The organism is Streptomyces canarius, assembly GCF_014650735.1.
Lineage (GTDB): Bacteria > Actinomycetota > Actinomycetes > Streptomycetales > Streptomycetaceae > Streptomyces > Streptomyces olivaceoviridis.
The window spans coordinates 79,928-103,173 of record NZ_BMVN01000017.1; the positions used below are offsets into that span (position 1 = coordinate 79,928).

Annotated in this window: 24 protein-coding genes; 23 read left to right on the forward strand and 1 reads right to left on the reverse strand. The window is 71.5% G+C overall.

What is annotated here, in order from left to right; all coding sequences use genetic code 11:
- Window positions 1-26 precede the first annotated feature (26 nt).
- The 11 genes from lepB (IE294_RS23865) (at window position 27) to IE294_RS23915 (ending at window position 9,584) form a co-directional block, all read left to right on the forward strand.
- Window positions 27-728: a signal peptidase I gene (gene lepB / locus IE294_RS23865; RefSeq protein ID WP_189889309.1), complete on the forward strand. Its 702-nt coding sequence runs from the start codon at window positions 27-29 to the stop codon at window positions 726-728.
- Entirely contained in the window at window positions 721-1,812 is a 1,092-nt protein-coding gene (lepB, locus tag IE294_RS23870) for a signal peptidase I (RefSeq protein WP_189889311.1), read from the forward strand. The genes lepB (IE294_RS23865) and lepB (IE294_RS23870) overlap by 8 nt, the downstream gene beginning before the upstream one ends.
- Window positions 1,700-2,719 carry a signal peptidase I gene (gene lepB, locus IE294_RS23875; RefSeq protein ID WP_189889313.1) on the forward strand — a complete coding sequence of 340 codons (1,020 nt, stop codon included), beginning with the start codon at window positions 1,700-1,702 and terminating at the stop codon, window positions 2,717-2,719. Before lepB (IE294_RS23870) ends, lepB (IE294_RS23875) begins: the two co-directional genes overlap by 113 nt.
- 75 nt (window positions 2,720-2,794) lie before the next feature.
- Window positions 2,795-3,583 (forward strand): signal peptidase I, encoded by a 789-nt coding sequence (lepB, locus tag IE294_RS23880; protein WP_189889315.1) that lies wholly within the window; start codon window positions 2,795-2,797, stop codon window positions 3,581-3,583.
- Window positions 3,573-4,109: an NUDIX hydrolase gene (locus tag IE294_RS23885; protein WP_189889317.1), complete on the forward strand. Its 537-nt coding sequence runs from the start codon at window positions 3,573-3,575 to the stop codon at window positions 4,107-4,109. The genes lepB (IE294_RS23880) and IE294_RS23885 overlap by 11 nt, the downstream gene beginning before the upstream one ends.
- Before the next feature lie 56 nt (window positions 4,110-4,165).
- On the forward strand, window positions 4,166-4,474 hold the full coding sequence (locus IE294_RS23890; protein ID WP_014675276.1) for a DUF2469 domain-containing protein: 309 nt from the start codon (window positions 4,166-4,168) through the stop codon (window positions 4,472-4,474).
- Window positions 4,475-4,617: 143 nt separating this feature from the next.
- Window positions 4,618-5,013: a YraN family protein gene (locus IE294_RS23895; protein ID WP_189889319.1), complete on the forward strand. Its 396-nt coding sequence runs from the start codon at window positions 4,618-4,620 to the stop codon at window positions 5,011-5,013.
- On the forward strand, window positions 5,014-6,639 hold the full coding sequence (locus tag IE294_RS23900) for a YifB family Mg chelatase-like AAA ATPase (protein ID WP_189889321.1): 1,626 nt from the start codon (window positions 5,014-5,016) through the stop codon (window positions 6,637-6,639).
- Window positions 6,636-7,796 carry a DNA-processing protein DprA gene (dprA, locus tag IE294_RS23905; RefSeq protein ID WP_189889323.1) on the forward strand — a complete coding sequence of 387 codons (1,161 nt, stop codon included), beginning with the start codon at window positions 6,636-6,638 and terminating at the stop codon, window positions 7,794-7,796. Before IE294_RS23900 ends, dprA begins: the two co-directional genes overlap by 4 nt.
- A 323-nt stretch (window positions 7,797-8,119) precedes the next feature.
- Window positions 8,120-8,962 (forward strand): RNA polymerase sigma factor WhiG, encoded by an 843-nt coding sequence (gene whiG, locus IE294_RS23910; RefSeq protein ID WP_030649029.1) that lies wholly within the window; start codon window positions 8,120-8,122, stop codon window positions 8,960-8,962.
- A gap of 64 nt (window positions 8,963-9,026) precedes the next feature.
- On the forward strand, window positions 9,027-9,584 hold the full coding sequence (locus IE294_RS23915; protein ID WP_189889452.1) for a TetR/AcrR family transcriptional regulator: 558 nt from the start codon (window positions 9,027-9,029) through the stop codon (window positions 9,582-9,584).
- 342 nt (window positions 9,585-9,926) lie between these two features.
- Here the strand turns inward: IE294_RS23915 and IE294_RS23920 are convergent, their stop codons facing one another.
- Entirely contained in the window at window positions 9,927-10,496 is a 570-nt protein-coding gene (locus IE294_RS23920) for a M23 family metallopeptidase (protein ID WP_229917316.1), read from the reverse strand.
- A 273-nt stretch (window positions 10,497-10,769) separates the two neighbouring features.
- On the opposite strand from IE294_RS23920, the gene rpsB reads away from it, so the two are divergent.
- From rpsB to IE294_RS23980, 12 genes are all read left to right on the forward strand, one after another.
- Window positions 10,770-11,657 carry a 30S ribosomal protein S2 gene (rpsB, locus tag IE294_RS23925; protein WP_014675282.1) on the forward strand — a complete coding sequence of 296 codons (888 nt, stop codon included), beginning with the start codon at window positions 10,770-10,772 and terminating at the stop codon, window positions 11,655-11,657.
- A 151-nt stretch (window positions 11,658-11,808) separates the two neighbouring features.
- Complete coding sequence (tsf, locus tag IE294_RS23930; RefSeq protein ID WP_189889325.1) at window positions 11,809-12,645, forward strand: translation elongation factor Ts; 837 nt, start codon at window positions 11,809-11,811, stop codon at window positions 12,643-12,645.
- A gap of 215 nt (window positions 12,646-12,860) precedes the next feature.
- A complete protein-coding gene (gene pyrH, locus IE294_RS23935) occupies window positions 12,861-13,619 on the forward strand; it encodes a UMP kinase (protein ID WP_014675284.1) in 759 nt (252 codons plus the stop codon).
- Window positions 13,620-13,795: 176 nt separating this feature from the next.
- Complete coding sequence (gene frr, locus IE294_RS23940; RefSeq protein WP_014675285.1) at window positions 13,796-14,353, forward strand: ribosome recycling factor; 558 nt, start codon at window positions 13,796-13,798, stop codon at window positions 14,351-14,353.
- Window positions 14,353-15,498, forward strand: coding sequence for a phosphatidate cytidylyltransferase (locus tag IE294_RS23945; protein WP_189889327.1), 1,146 nt, complete (start codon window positions 14,353-14,355; stop codon window positions 15,496-15,498). Before frr ends, IE294_RS23945 begins: the two co-directional genes overlap by 1 nt.
- A 290-nt stretch (window positions 15,499-15,788) precedes the next feature.
- A complete protein-coding gene (locus IE294_RS23950) occupies window positions 15,789-17,075 on the forward strand; it encodes a cytochrome P450 (RefSeq protein ID WP_189889329.1) in 1,287 nt (428 codons plus the stop codon).
- 40 nt (window positions 17,076-17,115) lie between these two features.
- Window positions 17,116-17,304, forward strand: a complete 189-nt coding sequence (locus IE294_RS23955; protein WP_189889330.1) for a hypothetical protein — start codon at window positions 17,116-17,118, stop codon at window positions 17,302-17,304.
- Window positions 17,305-17,364: 60 nt separating this feature from the next.
- The gene (gene rlmN, locus IE294_RS23960) at window positions 17,365-18,471 is read left to right on the forward strand and encodes a dual-specificity RNA methyltransferase RlmN (RefSeq protein WP_014675289.1); all 1,107 of its coding nucleotides are present in this window, start codon (window positions 17,365-17,367) and stop codon (window positions 18,469-18,471) included.
- A gap of 211 nt (window positions 18,472-18,682) precedes the next feature.
- The gene (locus tag IE294_RS23965) at window positions 18,683-19,756 is read left to right on the forward strand and encodes a thiamine ABC transporter substrate-binding protein (RefSeq protein WP_189889332.1); all 1,074 of its coding nucleotides are present in this window, start codon (window positions 18,683-18,685) and stop codon (window positions 19,754-19,756) included.
- Between the two features lie 47 nt (window positions 19,757-19,803).
- Window positions 19,804-21,405, forward strand: a complete 1,602-nt coding sequence (locus tag IE294_RS23970; RefSeq protein WP_189889334.1) for an ABC transporter permease — start codon at window positions 19,804-19,806, stop codon at window positions 21,403-21,405.
- On the forward strand, window positions 21,406-22,425 hold the full coding sequence (locus IE294_RS23975; RefSeq protein ID WP_189889336.1) for an ABC transporter ATP-binding protein: 1,020 nt from the start codon (window positions 21,406-21,408) through the stop codon (window positions 22,423-22,425).
- Window positions 22,426-22,448: 23 nt separating this feature from the next.
- A complete protein-coding gene (locus IE294_RS23980) occupies window positions 22,449-23,246 on the forward strand; it encodes a maleylpyruvate isomerase family mycothiol-dependent enzyme (RefSeq protein WP_189889338.1) in 798 nt (265 codons plus the stop codon).

Below are 23,246 nucleotides of genomic sequence, written 5' to 3' on the forward strand. Positions count from 1 at the left end.
GCGGAGCCGGATAGCATCTGGCCCCGATGGACACCGAAGCACAGCCGACGGAACGCGACCGCTCCTCCCACCCCGGTACTCCGGGGGTGGAGGGCCGGTCGCGTTTCGCGTTGGTGTCGCGGGTCACCGAGTGGCTGCCCGGCGGCAGGATCACCCTCACGCTCTTCCTCTGCCTGACGTTCCTGCTGGTCCTCAACGCTTTCGTGGTGCAACCGTTCCAGATTCCGAGCGGATCCATGGAACAGGGCTTGAGGATCGGCGACCGCGTTCTCGTAAACAAGTTGGCGTACCGTTTCGGTGCCCAGCCGCGCCGCGGCGACGTGATTGTCTTCGACGGCACCGGGTATTTCGGGGACGCCGACTACATCAAGCGCGTGGCCGGTGTGGGGGGAGACCATGTGGTCTGCTGCGACAAGAAGGGGTGGATCGAGGTGAACGGCCGACCGGTCGACGAGACGGCGTTCCTCCATCCCGGGGACAGCGCCTCCAGCGTGCCCTTCGACGTCGTCGTGCCCCCGGGCCGCCTCTTCGTCCTCGGCGACCACCGCAGCGACTCCAGCGACTCCCGCGACCACCTCGGCTCGCCCGGCGGCGGCATGATCCCCGTCGGGGACGTCATCGGCCGTGCCGACTGGATCGTGTGGCCGTACCGCCACTGGACGCACCTGACCCGGCCGTCCGCCTACGCGCGCGTGCCTGCCGCCCCGACCGGAGGCGCCCATGGGTAACCGCGGCAAGCCGCGCGGGGTGCCCGGCACGCCCGCCGACAACCTGCTGCCCACCGGGGTACGCCGCACCTCCGCGCCCGGTGGTGGCCGCACGCGCGCGGAGCGGCGGCAACTGCAACGCAAGGTCAAGCGCAAGCGCAGACGGTCGGCCGTCCGGGAGATCCCCCTCCTGGTCGGTGTCGCCGTCCTCATCGCGCTCGTCCTGAAGACGTTCCTCGTGCAGGCGTTCGTGATCCCGTCCGGGTCCATGGAGGAGACGATCCGGATCGGCGACCGGGTCCTGGTCGACAAGTTCACCCCGTGGTTCGGCTCCGAGCCGCAGCGCGGGGACGTCGTCGTGTTCCACGACCCGGGCGGCTGGCTCCAGGACGAGCAGACCGCCAAGAAGGACGACCCCGTCGTCGTCAAGCAGTTCAAAGAAGGCCTCACCTTCATCGGCCTGCTGCCGTCCGACAACGAGAAGGACCTGATCAAACGGGTCATCGGGGTCGGCGGCGACCACGTCAAGTGCTGCGACGTCCAGGGCCGCGTCACCGTCAACGGCGTCCCGCTCACCGAGGGCGACTATCTCTACCCCGGGGACGTGCCCTCCGCCACGCCCTTCGACATCACCGTCCCCCAGGGCCGGCTGTGGGTGATGGGCGACCACCGGGGCAACTCCGCGGACTCCCGCTCCCACCAGAACACGGCCTACGGCGGCACGGTCTCGGTGGACTCGGTGGTCGGCCGGGCCATGGTCATCGGCTGGCCGGTCGGTCACTGGACGCGCCTGGAAGAACCTAAAACCTTCGCAAGCGTCACCGACGCGGCGCCGGGGACGACCGCTGGTCCCCAGGCGTCGCATAGGGTTGCCTCCGAGGATCCGAACGGAATGACCCAGCTCCCGACCCCTGCGGAACTCCCGCTCGTTATGGGAGTGGTGGGCCTGCGCCGGGTGCGGCGCGGGCGGCGGCACAGAGTGAGGAGTTGGCGTGGGGGATGTGGCGGTTGGCGCACGGTCGGGACACGACGGCGAGGAGCACCGCAGGCACCCTGTGGAACCGGACGTTCCCGTACCGGGCAGCGCCATGAGCTCCGGGAATGACGCGGCGGCGGGCGACGAGGGCACGCCGGAGGGCGAGCCGGAGCCGCGCGGCGGCGGCCCGGGCGGGGGCGCGGCGGCCGTGCGGCCGAGGCAGCCTCGGTCCTTCTGGAAGGAACTGCCGATCCTGATCGGCATCGCGCTGGTCCTGGCGTTGCTGATCAAGACGTTCCTGGTGCAGGCGTTCTCGATCCCGTCCGACTCGATGCAGAACACCCTCCAGCAGGGCGACCGGGTGCTGGTCGACAAGCTCACGCCGTGGTTCGGGTCCAAGCCCGAGCGCGGTGAGGTCGTGGTCTTCCACGACCCGGACAACTGGCTGGCCGGCGAGCCGACGCCGACGCCGAACCCGGTGCAGAAGGTCCTCAGCTGGATCGGCCTGATGCCGTCGGCGGAGGAGAAGGACCTGATCAAGCGCGTGATCGGGGTCGGCGGCGACACGGTCGAGTGCAAGGGCAGCGGCCCGCTGAAGGTCAACGGCAAGGCGCTGAACGAGCCGTACGTCTACCCGGGCAACACGCCGTGCAGCGTGGACGACCAGGGCGGCCAGTTCACGGTCAAGGTCCCCAAGGGCTTCATCTGGGTGATGGGCGACCACCGCCAGAACTCCCGTGACTCCCGGTACAACCAGTCCGACCGGAACCACGGCATGGTCCCCGTCGACAAGGTCGTCGGCCGCGCGATCGTCAAGGCCTGGCCGATCAACCGCTGGGGCACCCTGCCGATCCCGGACACCTTCGACCAGCCCGGCCTGAACGAGCAGTCCTCCGCCGCCGCGTCCCTGACGGTGGCCCCCGAGGGCATCGCCGTCGCGGCGGTCCTGCCGGTGGTGGTGTGGCGGCGCAGGCGCACCGACCGCCAGGAGTCCGAGAACGCGGTGCTCCGGCACGCGGAGTCCACGAAGCGGTAATCAGCGGTAATCAGCCGCCCCGGCCGGGCGAGAAGGGCTGCCCCCGTTCGGTACCGCCGGGTAGGGTGCGGGTCCATGGGTGGCGAGAGCATGACGCGTACGGCCCCGCGGGGCGGCGGCACCGGCACGGCACGGGCCGGCGGCGGCAGCCGGCTCGGGCAGCGGCTGTCCGGACTGGCCGTGGCGCTGGGTCTGGTGCTGTTCCTCGGCGGCTTCGCCTGGGGAGCGCTGGTCTACCGGCCGTACACCGTGCCCACCAGCTCGATGACCCCCACCATCGACGCCGGTGACCGGGTGCTGGCCCAGCGCGTCGACGGCGACGAGGTGCGGCGCGGTGACGTGGTCGTCTTCGAGGACAAGACCTGGGTCAGCAACGCCAAGGTGGTCAAGCGCGTGGTCGCCGTGGGCGGGGACACCGTCTCCTGCTGCACGAACGGCAAACTGACCGTCAACGGCAAGCAGATCGACGAGCCGTACCTGCCCGAGGGCAGCCTCGCCGAGATCAAGAACTTCGCAACGGTGACCGTCCCGGAGGGCCGGCTGTTCCTGCTCGGCGACGAACGCCAGGGTTCCCTGGACTCCACCGCCCACCTCACCGACACCGCACAGGGCACCGTGTCGCGTGACGCCGTGTCCGCCCGTGTGGAGGCCGTGGTCTGGCCCTGGAAGGGCATGCTGGGGCGCCCCACGGGCTTCGAGACGCTCGGCGCCCTCTCCGAGCCCGGCCCGCTGCGCACGATCGAGCTGCTGATCGTGGCCGGTGCGGTCCTGGTCCTCGGCGGCGGCGCCTACGGCCCGATCGCGGGCCGTGTGAGCCGCTCCCGCTCCCGCACGGCCCGTCCGGAGACGGCCGGTGTCCGCTGAGACCACGCGGCCGGCGGAGGAGTCGTACGAGGGCGAGGACGGGGCCGGTCCGCGGAAGGTGGCCCGGGTCGTGCTCCTCGACCCCGAGGACCGCATCCTGCTCCTGCACGGCCACGAACCGGACGACCCGGCCGAAGACTGGTGGTTCACGCCCGGCGGCGGCCTGGAGGGCGCCGAGACGCGCGAGGAGGCCGCGCTGCGGGAACTCGCCGAGGAGACCGGCATCACCGACGTCGAACTCGGTCCCGTGCTCTGGCGGCGGCGGTGCTCGTTCCCGTTCGCGGGCCGCCGCTGGGACCAGGACGAGTGGTACTACCTGGCCCGGACGACCCAGACGGCCACCGCGGCGACGGGCCTGACGGAGCTGGAGCGGCGCAGCGTCGCCGGAGCGCGCTGGTGGACGTGTCAGGAACTGACCCGGGCACATGAGACGGTGTATCCGACCAGACTCGCCGAGCTGCTGCGCACGCTGCTCGTCGAAGGTCCCCCCGCCCGGCCCGTGACCCTCGACACGGAAATCGTCTGAAGGTTCCCGGGACTGGCGCACAATGGGGGGATCGCACGGCTGAAGGGGAACATGCCATGAGCGCCGAGGACCTCGAAAAGTACGAGACCGAGATGGAGCTGAAGCTCTACCGGGAGTACCGAGATGTCGTCGGTCTGTTCAAATACGTGATCGAGACCGAGCGGCGGTTCTACCTCACCAATGACTACGAGATGCAGGTGCACTCGGTGCAAGGTGAGGTCTTCTTCGAGGTCACCATGGCCGATGCCTGGGTCTGGGACATGTACCGGCCGGCTCGTTTCGTGAAGCAGGTCCGGGTGTTGACGTTCAAGGACGTGAACATTGAGGAGCTGAACAAGAGCGATCTGGAGTTGCCGGGCGGGTGACGGGGTGACCGGGTGACCGGGTGGGCGGCCGGGTGGGTGGCTGCGAGACCGGGTGGGTGGCCGCGTGGGCGGCGCAAACGGATGACGGAGTTTTCCACAACCGCTGAGTAGTCCACCAAGATCAACACCGCTCGGCCGGATGCGTGACCGTTGGCGCCGGAGGTGGTGCCGACATGAACAAGGCACGCGACGGACTCGGCAAGTACGGCGAGGACCTGGCCGCCCGGCGGCTGGCCGCACAGGGAATGACGATCCTGGAGCGCAACTGGCGCTCCGGCAGGTGCGGCGAGATCGACATCGTGGCCAGGGACGGCGACGCCCTCGTCGTCTGCGAGGTGAAGACCCGCAGGGGCGGCGGCTACGAACACCCGATGGCCGCGGTGACCCCCGCGAAGGCGGCCCGGCTCCGCGCACTCGCCGAGCACTGGATCCAGGCCCACGGAGGAGCCCCACCGGGCGGCGTCCGCATCGACCTCGTCGGCGTCCTGCTGCCCCGCCGGGGCGCCCCGTCCGTCGAACACGCACGGGGGGTGGCCTGAATGGCGTTCGCCCGTACGTGCTCGGTCGCCCTGGTCGGCGTCGAAGGCGTGGTCGTCGAGGTCCAGGCCGACCTCGAACCCGGAGTCGCGGCCTTCACCCTGGTCGGCCTCCCGGACAAGAGCCTGACGGAAAGCCGCGACCGGGTGCGGGCGGCGGTGGTGAACTCGGGCGGGGCGTGGCCGTCGAAGAAGCTCACCGTCGGACTCAGCCCGGCCTCCGTCCCCAAGGCCGGCTCGGGGTTCGACCTGGCCGTCGCCTGCGCGGTGCTCGGTGCCGCCGAACGGATCGATCCCCGGGTCCTCGCCGACATCGTCATGATCGGAGAACTGGGACTGGACGGCCGGGTGCGCCCCGTGCGGGGCATCCTGCCGGCGGTCCTCGCGGCGGCCGACGCCGGGTACGAGCAGGTGGTCGTGCCCGAGTGCGCCGCCGCCGAGGCTTCACTGGTCCCCGGTGTGTCCGTGCTGGGTGTCCGCAGTCTGCGGCAGCTCATCGCGGTCCTGACCGAGGAACCCGTCCCCGACGAGACACCGGACGAGCAGGGCCGGCCCGATCCCCTCCTGGCAGGACTGCGCGTCCCGGGCACGGGCGCCGCCACCGGCATGCACAGCATCGGCGCCACGCACCACGACCACGAACACGACCTGGCCGATGTCGTCGCGCAGATCTCCGCCCGCACAGCCGTGGAGGTGGCGGCGGCCGGCGGACACCACCTGTTCCTGGAGGGACCGCCCGGCGCGGGCAAGACCATGCTCGCGGAGCGCCTGCCCGCCGTGCTTCCCCGGCTCACCCGGGAGGCGTCGCTGGAGGTCACGGCCGTGCACTCGGTCGCCGGGCTGCTGCCCCCGGGCAAGCCGCTCATCGACGTCGCCCCCTACTGCGCCCCGCACCACTCGGCGACGATGCAGTCACTCGTCGGCGGCGGGCCGGGCATCGCCCGGCCCGGCGCGGTGTCCCTCGCCCATCGCGGCGTGCTGTTCCTGGACGAGGCGCCGGAGTTCCACAGCCAGACGCTGGACGCCCTGCGACAGCCGCTGGAGTCGGGGCACGTCGTCATCGCGCGGAGTGCGGGCGTGGTCCGGTTCCCGGCGCGGTTCCTGATGGTTCTGGCGGCCAACCCTTGTCCCTGCGGACGCTTCTCACTCCGCGACTCGCTGTGCGAGTGCCCGCCGTCGGCGATCCGGCGCTACCAGTCCCGGCTGTCCGGCCCGCTGCTGGACCGGGTGGATCTGCGCGTCGAGGTCGACCCGGTCACCCGGGCCCAGCTCACCGAGCCCGGCGCCCGCGGAGAGTCCACGGCGACCGTGGCCGACCGGGTGCGGCAGGCCCGGGAGCGGGCGGCGGCCCGCCTGACCGGCACCCCGTGGCGCACCAACAGCGAAGTGCCCGGCCGGGAACTGCGCAGCCGGTACCACGCCGCCGCCGGAGCCATGGACGACGCCGAGCGCAGCCTGGAACGGGGCGTGCTCACCGCCCGCGGGATCGACCGTGTCCTGCGCGTCGCCTGGACGGTCGCCGACCTCGTCGGACATGACCGCCCGGACGCCACCGACGTCGCCCTGGCCCTGCAACTGCGCACCGGTGTCCCCCGCGGAGTACCGATGGCCATCGGAGCACTGACGTGACCGGGGAGGAGGACCCCGGCGCCGAACTGCTCGGCCGGGTGTTTCTCGGGCGGGTCGTCGAGGCGGGGGACGAGGCCGGTGGGCGGTGGGTGCGGGAGTTCGGGGTGGGGGAGGTGGTGCGGCGGCTGCGGTGCGGCGGGGACGCCTTGCCGGGGGTGAGCGGAACCCGGTGGGAGGGACTCGTCGCGCGGGCCCGGCGGGCCGAGCCGGAGCGGGACCTGGAGATGGCCCGGGCCGCCGGGGCGCGGTTCGTCCGTCCGGGGGACGCCGAGTGGCCCCGGCAACTCGACGACCTCGGGGACGCGCGGCCCCTCGGGCTGTGGGTGCGGGGCCGGCCGAACCTACGGATGTGGGCGCTCCGCTCCGTGGCCGTGGTCGGCGCCCGGGCCTGCACCGAGTACGGCGCCCACGCTGCCGGCACCCTCGCCTCCGGTCTCGCCGAGCGCGGCTGGGTCGTCGTCTCGGGCGGGGCGTACGGCATCGACGGCGCCGCCCACCGTGGCGCCCTCGCCACCCACGGCGCCACCGTCGCCGTCCTGGCCTGCGGCGTCGACCAGCCCTACCCCCGCGGCCACGCCGCGCTGATCGCGCGTATCGCGGAACAGGGACTGGTGGTGGGTGAGCTGCCGCCGGGCGATCATCCAACCCCCAGCCGGTTCATCCTCCGCAACCGCGTCATCGCCGCGCTGACCAGGGGCACCGTCGTCGTGGAGGCGGCCTGCCGCAGCGGCTCGCTGGCCACCGCGCGGGCCGCGCAGCGCCTCGGCCGGTTCACCATGGGCGTCCCCGGCCCGGTCACCAGCGCCCTCTCCGCCGGCGTGCACGAACTGTTGCGCGGAGAGGCCACCCTGGTCACCGATGCCACGGAGGTCATCGAACTAGTGGGCGACATGGGTGAGCTGGCGCCGGCCCGGCGGGGCCCCGTCCTCCCGCGTGACCTGCTGCAACCCGCCGCCCGCACGGTGCTCGCCGCCCTCCCCGGCAACCGCGCGGCCCCCGCCGAGGAGATCGCGCTGGGCGCGCGCACCACGCGGGACGAGGCGATCGCGAGACTGTACGAACTCCGAGCACTTGGTTACGTCGAACGACACGGCGACGGCTGGAAGTTGACACGCCAGGCGATGATCTCGGTCCGAAATGGTCACCGTCCGTGCTGACCGGGCGTGTTCGGCCGTCTGGGGGAACCCCCGACGCCCTTGGCGTTTACCGGAGTTGGCGCCTCCGGCCGGTCACACAGAGCGAGCCCCGGCATGGGGTCACCCGACCGGCGCGAGCGCCCCGCGCACGGGTGGCGCAGCCCTGTTCGCACACCGCGACTCCTCAGTCACGCTACGCTCACGAAGGCGGTGGCGCAGATCGCGCCAACCCCACATCAGACCGTCACCTCACCCAGGCAGCCCCACTTCACCCCAGGAACCCCACCTCCACCCACTCCACGGCACTTCACGGCACTTCACGGCAGAACGGCACAAGGCGACGAATGCCCCAGCACACCTCCGGGTCCGACCGGGCGGCGATCCCCCCAGCCGCCCGCGACGGTGGCAGCGTGCGACCGCCCGCTCCCTCGACACTCGACGAGCTGTGGCGGTCGTACAAGGCGACGGGGGACGACCGGCTGCGGGAGCAGCTGATCCTGCACTACTCGCCGCTGGTCAAGTACGTGGCCGGCCGGGTCAGCGTCGGGCTGCCGCCCAATGTGGAGCAGGCCGACTTCGTCTCCTCGGGCGTGTTCGGGCTGATCGACGCGATCGAGAAGTTCGACATCGACCGGGAGATCAAGTTCGAGACGTACGCGATCACCCGGATCCGCGGCGCGATGATCGACGAACTGCGGGCGCTGGACTGGATCCCCCGCTCGGTCCGGCAGAAGGCGCGGAACGTCGAGCGCGCCTACGCCACCCTGGAGGCGCGGCTGCGGCGGACGCCGACGGAGGGGGAGGTCGCCGCCGAGCTGGGCATGGAGGTCGACGAACTGCACGCCGTGTTCAGCCAGTTGTCGCTGGCCAACGTCGTCGCCCTGGAGGAGCTGCTGCACGTCGGCGGCGAGGGCGGGGACCGGCTCAGCCTGATGGACACGCTGGAGGACACCGCCGCCGACAATCCGGTGGAGGTGGCCGAGGACCGCGAGCTGCGGCGGTTCCTGGCGCGGGCGATCAACACGCTGCCCGAGCGGGAGAAGACCGTCGTCACCCTGTACTACTACGAGGGGCTCACGCTCGCCGAGATCGGCAACGTGCTCGGGGTCACCGAGAGCCGGGTCAGCCAGATCCACACCAAGTCGGTGCTCCAGCTGCGGGCCAAGCTGGCGAGCTTCGGGCGCTGACTCCTGCCTTCCGGGACGGCGTGTCCGTAAAGTGGTCGACGTGCCAAGGATTCGAGCGGCCTCCGTGGCCGAACACCGGTCGATGCAGCGAGCCGCCCTGCTGGACGCGGCTCGGTCCCTGCTCTCCGAGGGTGGGACGGAGGCGTTGACCTTCCCGGCGCTGGCCGAGCGGACGGGGCTGGCGCGGTCGTCCGTGTACGAGTACTTCCGGTCCCGGGCCGCCGTGGTCGAGGAGCTGTGCGAGGTCGACTTCCCGGTGTGGGCGGCGGAGGTCGCGGCGGCGATGGAGCGGGCCGGGACGGCCGAGGGCAAGGTCGAGGCGTATGTGCGGCAGCAGCTCGCGCTGGTGGGGGACCGGCGGCACCGGGCGGTCGTCGCCATCTCCGCGAGTGAGCTGGATGCCGGGGCCCGGGAGAAGATCCGGGCGGCCCACGGGGGGCTGGTCGCGATGATCGTCGAGGCGCTGGAGGAGCTGGGACACGGGCAGCCCCGGTTGGCGGCGATGTTGTTGCAGGGGGTCGTGGACGCGGCGGTACGGCGTATCGAGCTGGGCGCGGCCGAGGATCCCACGGTGGTGACGGAAGCGGCCGTAAGCATGGCGCTGCGAGGCGTGAAGGGCTGAACCCAGCCGACACCGGCCAGGGGCAGAGACGCTGCCCGGCGCTTGCCGGACGACCGAGCGACCAGACCAACGGCACCGCAGCTCCCCGAAGGTGGCGCGGGGAACTGTGCGGGTGGCCACGAGGGGGCCGCGGCCGGCTCGCGACGGTAGCGGTCTCGCCGGCTCCGCGGTCACGGCACCGCAGCTCCCCGAAGGGGCGCGGGGGAACGGCGCGAGCGACCACGACGGGCCCGCGGCCGGCTCGCGACGGTGGCGACCTCCCCTCACCCACCCCGCGGTCAAGGCGAAGCCGAACCCGCGGCCAAGGCGCAGCCCACCGCAGCCGCGGCGCATCCGACTCCGCTAAGACAGAACCGGCAGCAATCTCGACGGCCCCCCGTCCAGCAGCCACGGTGGCAGCACGGACAGTGGGTTCACGTACGCGTCACCCCGCAGCAGACCCCAGTGCACGCACGCCCGTGTCCCGCAGTGGGACCCCGTCGGCTCCACCACCCCGACCACCGCCCCCGCCCCCACCTCCTGCCCCTTCCGGACCGACGCCCGCACCGGCTCGTACGTCGTCCGCAGATCCGTCCCCCGCAGTTCCACCGAGACCACGCCCCGCCCCGCCACCCGCCCGGCGAACAGCACCCGGCCCGGTGCGACCGCCCGTACGGGCGCCCCGGCCTGCGTTCCCAGATCCACCCCCCGGTGCCCGGGGCCGTACACCGTCGCCGGTGGTTCCCAGCCACGCAGGACCGGTGGGCGGACACCGACCGGCCAGGCGCGGGCCACCGGCGGCACGGGGGCCGTCGGAGGGCGCGGCGGCACCACCGGAGGCGTGTCCGCCCAGGCCAGAGGCGTGAGCAGGACCGCCGCCAACCCCAGGACCAGCGCCGGCCACAGCAGCGCGCATCGCATCGTTCGTCGCATGCCGACACCGTCCCGCACATCCGCCGATCGTGGCCCGGCCTGTGGACCGTTCGCCGGTTGTGGACAGCGGCGTCACCCGGTGCCTCGCCGGTCCCGTACACTTCTTCTGGCGATCCGGGTCACCGGGTCGACTTCGCACGCCCCGGTACGACGGCCGGCAACGGTTCGTACCAAGCGCCCCTCGGTCCTTCGCGGCACGGCGCATCGCGGGCGTCAGGCGCATCCGCCGTCCGGCGGATGCGGCACAACCGAGAACACCAAGGAGAAACGGCCATGGCCGTCGTCACGATGCGGGAGCTGCTGGAGAGCGGCGTCCACTTCGGTCACCAGACCCGTCGCTGGAACCCGAAGATGAAGCGCTTCATCTTCACCGAGCGCAACGGCATCTACATCATCGACCTGCTCCAGTCGCTGTCGTACATCGACCGCGCCTACGAGTTCGTCAAGGAGACCGTCGCCCACGGCGGCACGGTCATGTTCGTCGGCACGAAGAAGCAGGCGCAGGAGGCCATCGCCGAGCAGGCCACCCGCGTCGGCATGCCCTACGTCAACCAGCGCTGGCTGGGCGGCATGCTCACCAACTTCTCGACCGTCTACAAGCGTCTGCAGCGCCTCAAGGAGCTTGAGCAGATCGACTTCGAGGACGTCGCCGCGTCCGGTCTGACCAAGAAGGAGCTTCTCGTGCTCTCGCGCGAGAAGGCCAAGCTGGAGAAGACCCTCGGCGGTATCCGCGAGATGCAGAAGGTGCCCAGCGCCGTCTGGATCGTGGACACCAAGAAGGAGCACATCGCCGTTGGTGAGGCCCGGAAGCTGAACATCCCGGTCGTCGCGATCCTCGACACCAACTGCGACCCCGACGAGGTCGACTACAAGATCCCGGGCAACGACGACGCGATCCGCTCCGTCACCCTGCTCACCCGCGTGATCGCCGACGCCGTCGCCGAGGGCCTCATCGCCCGCTCCGGCGTCGCCACCGGCGACAAGGGCGAGAAGGCCGCGGGCGAGCCGCTCGCCGAGTGGGAGCGTGACCTGCTCGAAGGTGAGAAGAAGGACGAGGCTCCGGCCGCCGAGGCCGAGAAGCCGGCCGAGGCCGCTGCCGAGGCCCCGGCCGCCGAGGCTCCGGCTGCCGAGGCTCCGGCTGCCGAGGCCGAGCAGGCCTGACGCCGATCCGTCAGCGTTCGACGGCGGGGGCGGGACATGACTCCGCCCCCGCTGTTCACCCGTAGGTCGGCACGACGTACGCGGTCCGCGACTACATGTGGGTCGCGACCGTGCGGATCTAAACCAGACTTCGAGAAAGACTCACAGACTCATGGCGAACTACACCGCCGCCGACGTCAAGAAGCTCCGTGAGCTGACCGGCGCCGGCATGATGGACTGCAAGAAGGCGCTGGACGAGGCCGAGGGCAACGTCGAGAAGGCCGTCGAGGCGCTGCGCATCAAGGGCCAGAAGGGCGTCGCCAAGCGCGAGGGCCGCTCCGCCGAGAACGGCGCCGTGGTCTCCATCATCGCCGACGACAACTCCTCCGGTGTCCTGGTCGAGCTGAAGTGCGAGACGGACTTCGTCGCCAAGGGCGAGAAGTTCCAGGCCGTGGCCAACGCCATCGCCGAGCACGTCGCCAAGACGAACCCGGCCGACCTCCAGGCCCTGCTGGCCTCCGAGATCGAGCCCGGCAAGACCGTCCAGGCGTTCGTGGACGAGGCCAACGCCAACCTCGGCGAGAAGATCGTCCTGGACCGCTTCGCGCAGTTCGCCGACGGCTACGTCACCGCCTACATGCACCGCACCATGCCCGACCTGCCCCCGCAGATCGGTGTCCTGGTCGAGCTCGACAAGCCGAACGCCGAGATCGCCAAGGGCGTCGCCCAGCACATCGCCGCCTTCGCGCCGAAGTACCTCTCCAAGGAGGACGTGCCGGCCGACGTCGTCGAGTCCGAGCGCCGCATCGCCGAGGAGACCACCCGCGCCGAGGGCAAGCCCGAGGCCGCGATCGCCAAGATCGTCGAGGGTCGCCTCAACGGCTTCTTCAAGGACGCCACGCTGCTCGGCCAGCCGTACGCGCTCGACAACAAGAAGTCGGTCCAGAAGGTGCTGGACGAGGCCGGTGTCACCCTGAAGCGCTTCTCGCGCATCAAGGTCGGCATCTGAGTCCGTACCGCGATCGACGCGCGACCCCCGGAGAAATCCACGAGGAAATCCCGATAGGGTCGACCGCAGTCGTCCGCGCACACCGCCACACCCCGGCGTGAGGCGGACGGCAGCAGATCTGACGAGGAGGCCATTGCCGCGTATGGGAGCGAAAAGCAACCCCATCGGCAATGGCCTTCTTCGTATGTGCAACACGTGAAAGAGTTGGGATCCCCATGACCACCAAGGCCCAGAAGAGCGACGACGGCAAAGTACGCGGCCGGTTTCTGCTGAAGCTGTCCGGAGAGGCCTTCTCCGGTGGCGGGGGCCTGGGCGTCGACCCGGACGTGGTGCACAAGATCGCCCGTGAGATCGCGGCCGTCGTGCGTGACGGCGCCCAGATCGCGGTCGTCATCGGCGGCGGCAACTTCTTCCGTGGCGCCGAACTCCAGCAGCGCGGCATGGACCGCGCCCGCTCCGACTACATGGGCATGCTCGGCACCGTGATGAACTGCCTCGCCCTCCAGGACTTCCTGGAGAAGGAGGGCATCCAGTCGCGTGTGCAGACCGCCATCACCATGGGCCAGGTCGCCGAGCCGTACATCCCGCTGCGTGCCGTGCGCCACCTGGAGAAGGGCCGCGTGGTCATCTTCGGCGCCGGTATGGGCATGCCCTACTTCTCCACCGACACCACCGCCGCCCAGCGCGCCCTGGAGATCGACGCCGAGGCGCTGCTCATGGGCAAGAACGGCGTGGACGGGGTCTATGACTCCGACCCCAAGACCAACCCCGACGCCGTCAAGTTCGACGCCCTCGGCTACGGCGAGGTCATCACCCGCGACCTCAAGGTCGCCGACGCCACCGCCATCACGCTGTGCCGCGACAACAAGCTCCCGATCCTCGTCTTCGAGCTTCTCGCGGAGGGCAATATCGCCCGCGCCGTCAAGGGTGAGAAGATCGGCACGCTGGTGGGTGACCAGGGCAGCCGGGACTGACCCGGTACCGACCCGGCCGGTGATGTGCGGCCCTGTGAGGGGGCCGGACCCCGGCCGGGGGATGGACAATGTCCTGCCGGTCGGGAACCGTGCAGGAAGAAGACGCGACGCAGCCGGCCGCCGACCGAGTTCAGGAACCGCAGCCGGGCCTTACTCAAGACACGCAGGAGCAAGTGGTGATCGAAGAGACCCTCCTCGAAGCCGAGGAGAAGATGGAGAAGGCCGTCGTGGTCGCCAAGGAGGACTTCGCCGCGATCCGCACCGGCCGTGCGCACCCGGCGATGTTCAACAAGATCGTGGCCGACTACTACGGTGCCCCGACGCCGATCAACCAGCTGGCCTCGTTCTCCGTGCCGGAGCCGCGCATGGCGGTCGTGACCCCGTTCGACAAGAGCGCTCTGCGCAACATCGAGCAGGCCATCCGCGACTCCGACCTGGGCGTCAACCCCAGCAACGACGGCAACATCATCCGGGTGGTGTTCCCCGAGCTGACCGAGGAGCGCCGCCGCGAGTACATCAAGGTCGCCAAGGGCAAGGGCGAGGACGCCAAGGTCTCGATCCGCTCGGTGCGCCGCAAGGCCAAGGACGCCATCGACAAGCTGATCAAGGACGGCGAGGTCGGCGAGGACGAGGGCCGTCGTGCGGAGAAGGAGCTCGACGACACCACGGCGAAGTACGTCGCCCAGGTGGACGAGCTCCTCAAGCACAAGGAAGCGGAGCTGCTCGAAGTCTGATGAGCGACTCTTCCTGGGGGGCGCCGCCATCGGCGGGCCAGGCCGGGTACTGGGGGCCCACCGGCGGTGGGCCCGCCCAGCCTGTCCCGGGGGCCGGCCCGGCGGGTCCCGCATACGATGCGCCTGAGGCGCAGCTGACTCGCCCCATGCCCATCGTGCCCGACGCCCCCGCGTACGGCGGAGGAGACCAGGACGACGACCGGGGGGCCGCTCGACTGAGCGGCCCCTTGTTCCGAGACGAGACGTTCCAGGCCCGGGAACTCCCGGCCGAGACCCAGAACCCGGAGCCCATGCCCGACGTCCCGCAGCCGGCGCCAGCGCCGCAGAAGAAGAGCGCGGGCCGTGACCTGAGCGCGGCCATAGGCGTCGGCGTCGGGCTCGGTGTGGTGATCGTCGCGTCCCTGTTCATCGTCAAGGCCGTGTTCGTCGGCGTGATCGCGGTCGCCGTCGTCGTCGGCCTGTGGGAGCTGACCAGCAGGCTCCAGGAGCGCAAGGGCATCAAGGCGCCGCTGGTGCCGCTCGCGGTCGGCGGCGCGGCGATGGTCGTCGCCGGCTATGTGCGCGGGGCCGAGGGCGCGTGGGTCGCCATGGCGCTGACGGCGCTGGCCGCGCTGGTCTGGCGGATGACGGAGCCGCCGGAGAACTACCTCAGGGACGTCACGGCGGGCCTCTTCGCCGCGTTCTACGTGCCGTTCCTGGCCACGTTCGTCGCGATGATGCTCACCGCCGACGACGGTCCCTGGCGGGTGCTCACCTTCCTGATCCTGACGGTCGTGAGCGACACCGGTGCCTACGCGGTCGGCTGGCGCTTCGGCAAGCACAAGCTCGCGCCGCGCATCAGCCCCGGCAAGACCCGCGAGGGGCTGCTGGGCGCGGTGCTGTTCGCGATGGTCGCCGGTGCGCTGTGCATGCAGTTCCTGATCGACGGCGGCAGCTGGTGGCAGGGCCTGCTGCTGGGCCTCGCGGTCGCGGCCAGCGCCACGCTGGGCGACCTCGGCGAATCCATGATCAAGCGGGACCTGGGCATCAAGGACATGGGCACCCTGCTTCCCGGGCACGGCGGCATCATGGACCGGCTCGACTCGCTGCTGCCCACGGCGCCGGTGGTGTGGCTGCTGATGGTGATCTTCGTCGGCTCCACGTGAGCCGTACGGTACGTCTCTTCGGCCTCCGCCTTTGCACAGGGCGGGGGCCGTTGTCGTACCCGGACCACTCCGCCGTCCCCGGATGGGGCGGCGGGTGTCGGTGGCTGGGGTGGTGTTCGGGCGTCTCCGCGTTTGGATGCCGCAGTGGGAGTCGGCGGCCGGCACCGTGCTCGGACACCTCCGCACCCGGATGCCGCAGCAGGAGTCGGCGGGTGGCGCCGGCGCGCGGCAGACTCCCTCAGAGGACGGCCGTTCCACCGCCGCCCGGTGACGCAGCAGGGAGTGAGCCGATGCCCCTCGACCCGACGCCCGCCCCGTCCGACCCGGCCCTCGCCCCCGCTGGCCCCGGTCCCGGCCCCGGCCACGTCTCCACCCCGCCACCCCCGCCCATCCGGTTCTGGCCCGTCGAGGATCTGCCCGCGCTCGTTCCCGATCCGTTTCTGGACGTGCTGGCGCGTGAGGAGCCGGTCGCGCGGATCAGGCTGCCGTACGGCGAGGGGTGCGCGTGGCTGGTCACACGGTACGAGGACGTCCGGTTCGTCACCTCGGACCCGCGTTTCTCCCGGGAACAGGTCGTCGGCCGCGCCGTCACCACCATGCGCCCGGTGCCGGTGGCCTCGCAGACGGCGGGCCTTCAGTACATCGATCCGCCCCGGCACACCCGGCTGCGCGGGGTCGTCGCCCGCGCGTTCACCGGGCGGAGCATGCGGCGGCTGCGACCGCTCGCGGAGCGCAGGGCCGCGGGCCTGCTCGACGGGATGGAACGCGCCGGCGCCCCGGCCGACCTCATGGAACACCTGCACGGCCCCTTCCCGGTCGCCGTGCTCCACGACTTCCTCGGCGTGGCGGAGAAGGACTGGCACCGCTGGGCCGCGACGGGCGAGGCCCTGCTGTCCGCGGGAGCCGAGTCGGAGGAGCGGGCCAGGCAGGCGGCCCGGACCACCCGGTCCCGGATCACCGAACTGCTCCGAAGGCGCCGAGAGGACCCCCGCGACGATCTGGCGGGCGTGCTGGCGCGGGCCGCCGAGGCCGGCGAGATCACCGACGACGAGGCGGTCTCCCTCGCCATCGCCGTCCAGGTCAGCGGCGGCCACGCGGTCCGCAACAACAGCGGTTCGATGATGTACGCGCTGCTCACCCACCCCGGCCACCTCCACCGGCTGCGCCGCGAGCCGGAGTTGCTGCCCCGGGCCGTGGAGGAACTGTTCCGCTACGTCCCGCACCGCAACGGCGTCGGCATCCCCCGCGTCGCCACGGAGGACGTGGAGGTCGGCGGCCGGCTGATCCGGGCCGGTGACGTCGTCTACAACGCCTACCTCGCCGCCAACCGCGACCCCGAGGTCTTCCCCGACCCGGACGCCCTGGACTTCGACCGCGACAACCTGGCCCACGTGGCCTTCGGGCACGGCCCGCACCACTGCCTGGCCGCCGTCATGGCCCGCATGGAGGCCGAGGTCATGATCGGCGCCGTACTCACCCGCTTCCCCGGCATCCGCCTGGCCGTGCCGCCCGAGGAGGTGGAGTTCCAACGGCGGGGGCTGATCCGCGGGCCGAGGACCCTGCCCGTGACGTGGTGACACGTCGCATGGCAAGGTACGTGGGAACACAGGGGGGAACATGGTCTTTCTACTGCTCGGCGTCCTGGTGCTCGTCCTCGGCGGCTGCGTGTGCGTGGTGTGGGCGGAGCGCGGCGGCCCGCGCTGGGTCAGGATCGTCGCGGCCCTCACGCGCGGCGCGGGCGAACTGGTGAGCAGCGCCCAGAAGAGCCGGAGCCGGAACCGGAGCGGGGACACCGACGGCGACTAGGAACGGCCGCGCCACACACTCGCCGGGCCACCCGTGTGGATCTGCGACACTGGTAGGACCATGCCCAAGCCCGGAGAACTCACTTTCGTCGCGCCGCGCGGAGCCAAGAAGCCGCCGCGGCATCTCGCCGACCTCACGCCCGCCGAGCGCAAGGACGCCGTGGCCGGGATCGGTGAGAAGCCGTTCCGTGCCAAGCAGCTCTCGCAGCACTACTTCGCGCGGTACGCGCACGACCCGGAGCAGTGGACCGACATCCCCGCCGGTTCCCGCGCCAAGCTCCAGGAGGCGCTGTTCCCGGAGTTGATGACCGTCGTCCGGCATCTGTCCACCGATCAGGGCACCACGCGCAAGACGCTGTGGCGGCTGTTCGACGGGACGCTGGTCGAGTCCGTGCTCATGCGGTACCCGGACCGGGTCACCATGTGCATCAGCTCGCAGGCCGGGTGCGGTATGAACTGCCCGTTCTGCGCGACCGGGCAGGCCGGGCTGGACCGGAACCTGTCCACCGCGGAGATCGTCCACCAGATCGTGGACGGCATGCGGGCGCTGCGGGACGGTGAGGTGCCCGGCGGGCCCGCGCGGCTGTCCAACATCGTCTTCATGGGGATGGGCGAGCCCCTCGCCAACTACAAGCGGGTCGTCGGCGCCATCCGGGCGCTCACCGACCCGGCCCCGGACGGCCTCGGTCTCTCGCAGCGCGGGATCACCGTCTCCACCGTCGGGCTCGTGCCGGCCATCCACCGGTTCGCCGACGAGGGCCTCAAGTGCCGGCTCGCGATCTCCCTGCACGCCCCCGACGACGAACTGCGCGACACCCTCGTCCCCGTGAACACGCGGTGGAAGGTGCGCGAGGTGCTGGACGCCGGTTTCGAGTACACCGAGAAGTCCGGGCGCCGGCTGTCCATCGAGTACGCGCTCATCCGCGACATCAACGACCAGGCGTGGCGGGGCGACAGGCTCGGGCGGCTGCTGAAGGGCAAGCCCGTGCACGTCAACCTCATCCCGCTGAACCCGACGCCGGGGTCGAAGTGGACCGCGTCGCGGCCGGAGGACGAGAAGGCGTTCGTGGAGGCCATCGCGGCGCACGGCGTGCCCGTCACCGTCCGGGACACCCGGGGACAGGAGATCGACGGGGCCTGCGGTCAGCTCGCGGCCACCGAGCGGTAATCTGACCCCGTCCACATATCTTCATATTCCGACAGGGGAGCGCCACAGCGCTGAGAGTGCGGCACCGGGCCGCAGACCCTCTGAACCTCGCCCAGGTCATTCTGGGTAGGAAGTTCGGTCATCACTCAAGCTGTTGCGCCCTGCCCGGGTCTCCCCAGCGGAGCCCGGGCAGGGCCGCGTCTCTTCCTGGCCCACCCCAGGAGGACATCCAGTGCACAACAAGACCTTCGTGGCCGTGGCGGTCGGGCTCGGCCTGATCGGCCTGTCCGCGTGCGGTACGTCGGACGCTCAGTCGTCCTCGGACTCCCAGACCGTCACCCTCGTCAGCCACGACTCGTGGGCCGTCTCCAAGAACGTGCTGAAGGACTTCGAGAAGCAGTCCGGGTACAAGGTCAGGGTCCTCAAGGACGGCGACGCCGGGCAGGCCGTCAACAAGGCCGTGCTGACCAAGGACAACCCGCAGGGCGACGTCTTCTTCGGCGTCGACAACACCCTGCTGTCCAGGGCGCTCGACAACGGGCTCTTCCAGCCGTACCAGGCCAAGGGCTACGACACGGTCCGGCCCGAGTTCCGCGTCGACCAGGACAAGCACCGCGTCACGCCCGTCGACACCGGCGACATCTGCGTCAACTACGACAAGGCATGGTTCAGCGCGCACAAGCTGACGCCACCGCAGTCCTTCGCCGACCTCGCCGAGCCCGCGTACAAGAACCTGCTCGTCACCGAGAACGCGGCCACCTCCTCTCCGGGCCTCGGCTTCCTGCTCGGCAGCGCCGCGCAGTTCGGCGACGGGGGCTGGCAGGGCTACTGGAAGAAGCTGAAGGCCAACGGCGTCAAGGTCGTCGACGGCTGGGAGCAGGCGTACTACCAGGAGTTCTCCGGCTCCTCCGAAGGCAGGAAGGCGGGCGGTGACCGGCCGCTCGTGGTGTCGTACGCCTCCTCCCCGCCCGCCGAGGTGATCTACGCCAAGAAGCGGCCGAGCACCGCCCCGACCGGGGTGGCGTACGGCACCTGCTTCCGGCAGACCGAGTACGCCGGGCTGTTGAGCAACGCGAAGAACACCAAGGGCGGCAAGGCGTTCCTCGACTTCCTGCTCACCAAGGAGTTCCAGCAGGACATGCCGTTGAACATGTTCGTCTACCCGGTCGTGGAGGGGGCCGCCGTCCCCGCCGACTTCACGAAGTACGGGCCGGCCGCCAAGGATCCCGAGACCATGGCCCCGGACAAGATCGCCGCCAACCGCGACCAGTGGGTCAAGTCGTGGACGTCACTCGTACTGAAGTGACCGCCCGCACGAGGGACAGGCGCGGGAACGCGACGCGGCTCGGCCTCATGGCCCTGCCCGTCGCGTTCTTCGCGCTGTTCTTCGCGTGGCCGGTGGCCGCGATCGTCGCGCGCGGGCTGAAGACGGACGGCGCCTGGCACCTCGGGCGGATCGCGGACGTCGTCACCCAGCCGGACATCCGGCACGTGCTGTGGTTCACCACCTGGCAGGCGCTCGCCTCCACCGGGCTCACCCTGCTGCTCGCCCTGCCCGCCGGTTACGTCTTCGCCCGCCTCGACTTCCCGGGCAAGCACCTGCTGCGGGCCGTCGTCACCGTCCCGTTCGTGCTGCCGACCGTCGTCGTGGGCAGCGCCTTCCTGGCGCTGGTCGGCCGGGGCGGGCTGCTGGACGAGCTGTGGGGGGTACGGCTGGACACCACGGTGTGGGCGATCCTGCTGGCCCATGTCTTCTTCAACTTCGCGGTCGTTGTGCGGACCGTGGGCGGGCTGTGGGCGCAGCTCGACCCCCGGCAGGAGGAGGCCGCCCGGATGCTGGGCGCCTCCCCGCTGACGGCCTGGCGCAAGGTCACCCTGCCCGCGCTCGCGCCCGCCGTGGCCGCCGCCGCCCTGATGGTGTTCCTGTTCACCTTCACCTCCTTCGGTGTGGTGCAGATCCTCGGCGGCCCCACCTTCTCCACCCTCGAAGTGGAGATCTACCGGCAGACCTCTGAGGTCTTCGACCTGTCCACGGCCGCCGTCCTCACCCTGGTCCAGTTCGCGGCGGTCGGCGCGGTCCTCGCCGTGCACGCCTGGACGGTACGGCGCCGGGAGACCGCGCTGCGGCTCGTGGACCCGAAGGCGACCGCCCGGCGCCCGCGCGGCGCCGGACAGTGGACCCTGCTCGCCTCGGTCCTCGCCGTCGTCGCGCTGCTGCTGGTCCTGCCGCTCGCCGTCCTCGTCCGCCGCTCCCTGGACGCGCCCGGCCTCGGCTACTACCGGGCGCTGACCCACGCGGACGGCGGTACGTTCCTGGTGGCGCCCGCGCACGCGGTGTGGACCTCGCTGGAGTACGCGGTCGCGGCCACCGCCATCGCCGTGATGATCGGTGGTCTCGCCGCCGCCGCGCTGGCCCGGCGGGACGCGGGACGGCTGGTGCGGGGATTCGACGCGCTGTTGATGCTGCCGCTCGGCGTCTCCGCCGTGACCGTCGGCTTCGGCTTCCTGATCGCGCTCGACAAGCCGCCGCTGGACCTGCGCCAGTCCTGGATCCTGGTGCCGCTCGCCCAGGCACTGGTCGGCGCGCCGTTCGTCGTACGGACCATGCTGCCCGTGCTGCGCGCGGTGGACGTCCGGCTCAGGGAGGCGGCGGCCGTGCTGGGCGCCTCGCCCTGGCGGGTGTGGCGGGAGGTGGATCTGCCGCTGGTGCGGCGGGCGTTGCTGGTCGCGGCCGGGTTCGCGTTCGCCGTGTCGCTCGGCGAGTTCGGGGCCACCGTGTTCATCGCCCGGCCCGACAACCCGACGCTCCCGGTCGCGGTGGCCCGGCTGCTCAGCCGTCCCGGCGACCTCAACTACGGCCAGGCGATGGCCCTTTCGACGATTCTCATGGTGGTGTGCGCCGCCGCGCTGCTCATCCTGGAGCGGCTGCGGACCGACCGGACGGGGGAGTTCTAGATGCTGCTGAGCCTGGATGCCGCGACCGTGCGCTTCGGCGGGCGAGCCGTGCTCGACACCGTCGGCCTCGATGTCGCCGAGCACGAAGTGGTGTGCGTGCTCGGCCCCAGCGGCAGCGGCAAGTCCACGCTGCTGCGGGCCGTGGCCGGGCTCCAGCCCCTGTCCGGCGGGCGCGTCCTGCTCGACGGCCGGGACCAGACGGGCGTACCCGCGCACCAGCGGGGCGTCGGACTGATGTTCCAGGACCACCAGTTGTTCCCGCAGCGGGACGTCGGCGCGAACGTGGCGTTCGGTCTGCGCATGCACGGCGTCGCCAAGGGCGAACGGGACGCCGAGGTGCGCCAGTTGCTGGAGCTGGTCGGGCTGCCCGGCGCCGCCCGGCGGGCGGTGGCCTCGCTGTCCGGCGGCGAGCAGCAGCGCGTGGCCCTCGCCCGGGCGCTCGCGCCCCGGCCCCGGCTGCTGATGCTGGACGAGCCGCTGGGCCAGCTGGACCGCTCGCTGCGGGAGCGGCTGGTGGTGGAACTGCGGGAGCTGTTCGGCCGGTTGGGGACGACCGTGCTCGCCGTGACCCACGACCAGGGAGAGGCGTTCGCGCTGGCCGACCGGGTGGTGGTGATGCGGGACGGGCGCATCGCCCAGTCCGGGACGCCGCTTGAGGTGTGGCAGCGGCCCGCCGACGCGTTCGTGGCCCGCTTCCTCGGCTTCGAGAACGTGGTCCCGGCGACCGTCGCCGACTCGGTCGCCGACAGCCCGTGGGGCAAGCTGCCGGTGCCCGAGGGCTCCGCGCAGGGCCACCGCACGGTCCTCGTCCGCCCGGCCGGCGTCCGGCTCGTGCCCGCCGACCAGGGCCTGGCGTGCACGGTGACCGCCCGCACCTTCAAGGGCACCCATGTGGCCGTCCGCCTCCAGCCGGCGGACGGCCCGCGACTGGAGGCGGCCTGCCCGCTCCGGGACGCGCCGGAGCCCGGCGCGTCGGTCGGCGTGGAGTTCGACGTGGCCGAAACCGTCGTGCTCGACTGATCGACAGATCCTAGAGTGAGGCCATGCCTTTGCTCACGCATGACCGTTACTGTGACGCAATCGCCCAGCAGGTCGAGCAGTTGAGAGCAGTGGTGACCTCGGGCGCCGACCTGTCCGCCACCGTGCCGACCTGCCCCGACTGGTCGCTGGAAGACCTCGTACGCCATACGGGGGGCGCCCTGCGCTGGGTGGACGCCCTGGTGCGCACCCGGGCGCAGGAGAACATCCCGCCGGAAACCGTGCCGCTGGGCGCCGGTCCGCGGGAGCGCGGGGACGCGGCGGCCCTGGACCGGTGGCTCGCCGACACCGGCGACCTGGTCGTCGGCGCGCTGCGCGAGGCCGGCCCCGACACCGGGGTGTGGGCGTGGTCCGGGGTGCTGAACGCCGGCTTCTGGGCCCGCCGCATGGCCTGCGAGATCACCGTGCACCGGGCCGACGCGACGCTCGCCGCCGGGCTGCCCTACGAGGTGGCGCCGGACATCGCGGCGGACGCGCTGGACGAGTGGCTCCAGCTCGTGGAATGGGTGCAGGGCAACACGCCCCACGAGGCGGCACGGGATCTGCGCGGCCCGCGGCGCTCGATCCACCTGCACGCCACCGACACCGACCCGGCCCTGAACGCCGAGTGGATCGTCGACCTGGGCGAGGAGGGGATGAGCTGGCGGCGCGGGCACGAGAAGGCCACGGTCGCCCTGCGCGGCCCGCTCACCTCGGTGCTGCTCGCCTTCTACCGCCGGCTGCCGCTGGACGCGCCCGGCCTGGAGGTGCTCGGCGACCGCGAGGTGCTGGAGTTCTGGCTGGAGCGGACCTCGTTCGGCTGA

Bases quoted from the DNA above. Each gene is read 5' to 3' on its own strand.
- lepB (WP_189889309.1), top strand. From the start codon at position 27: ATGGACACCGAAGCACAGCCGACGGAACGCGACCGCTCCTCCCACCCC.
- lepB (WP_189889311.1), top strand. From the start codon at position 721: ATGGGTAACCGCGGCAAGCCGCGCGGGGTGCCCGGCACGCCCGCCGAC.
- lepB (WP_189889315.1), top strand. From the start codon at position 2,795: ATGGGTGGCGAGAGCATGACGCGTACGGCCCCGCGGGGCGGCGGCACC.
- IE294_RS23890 (WP_014675276.1), top strand. From the start codon at position 4,166: ATGAGCGCCGAGGACCTCGAAAAGTACGAGACCGAGATGGAGCTGAAG.
- IE294_RS23900 (WP_189889321.1), top strand. From the start codon at position 5,014: ATGGCGTTCGCCCGTACGTGCTCGGTCGCCCTGGTCGGCGTCGAAGGC.
- whiG (WP_030649029.1), top strand. From the start codon at position 8,120: ATGCCCCAGCACACCTCCGGGTCCGACCGGGCGGCGATCCCCCCAGCC.
- IE294_RS23920 (WP_229917316.1), bottom strand. From the start codon at position 10,496: ATGCGACGAACGATGCGATGCGCGCTGCTGTGGCCGGCGCTGGTCCTG.
- rpsB (WP_014675282.1), top strand. From the start codon at position 10,770: ATGGCCGTCGTCACGATGCGGGAGCTGCTGGAGAGCGGCGTCCACTTC.
- tsf (WP_189889325.1), top strand. From the start codon at position 11,809: ATGGCGAACTACACCGCCGCCGACGTCAAGAAGCTCCGTGAGCTGACC.
- pyrH (WP_014675284.1), top strand. From the start codon at position 12,861: ATGACCACCAAGGCCCAGAAGAGCGACGACGGCAAAGTACGCGGCCGG.
- IE294_RS23945 (WP_189889327.1), top strand. From the start codon at position 14,353: ATGAGCGACTCTTCCTGGGGGGCGCCGCCATCGGCGGGCCAGGCCGGG.
- IE294_RS23950 (WP_189889329.1), top strand. From the start codon at position 15,789: ATGCCCCTCGACCCGACGCCCGCCCCGTCCGACCCGGCCCTCGCCCCC.
- IE294_RS23955 (WP_189889330.1), top strand. From the start codon at position 17,116: ATGGTCTTTCTACTGCTCGGCGTCCTGGTGCTCGTCCTCGGCGGCTGC.
- rlmN (WP_014675289.1), top strand. From the start codon at position 17,365: ATGCCCAAGCCCGGAGAACTCACTTTCGTCGCGCCGCGCGGAGCCAAG.
- IE294_RS23970 (WP_189889334.1), top strand. From the start codon at position 19,804: ATGGCCCTGCCCGTCGCGTTCTTCGCGCTGTTCTTCGCGTGGCCGGTG.
- IE294_RS23975 (WP_189889336.1), top strand. From the start codon at position 21,406: ATGCTGCTGAGCCTGGATGCCGCGACCGTGCGCTTCGGCGGGCGAGCC.
- IE294_RS23980 (WP_189889338.1), top strand. From the start codon at position 22,449: ATGCCTTTGCTCACGCATGACCGTTACTGTGACGCAATCGCCCAGCAG.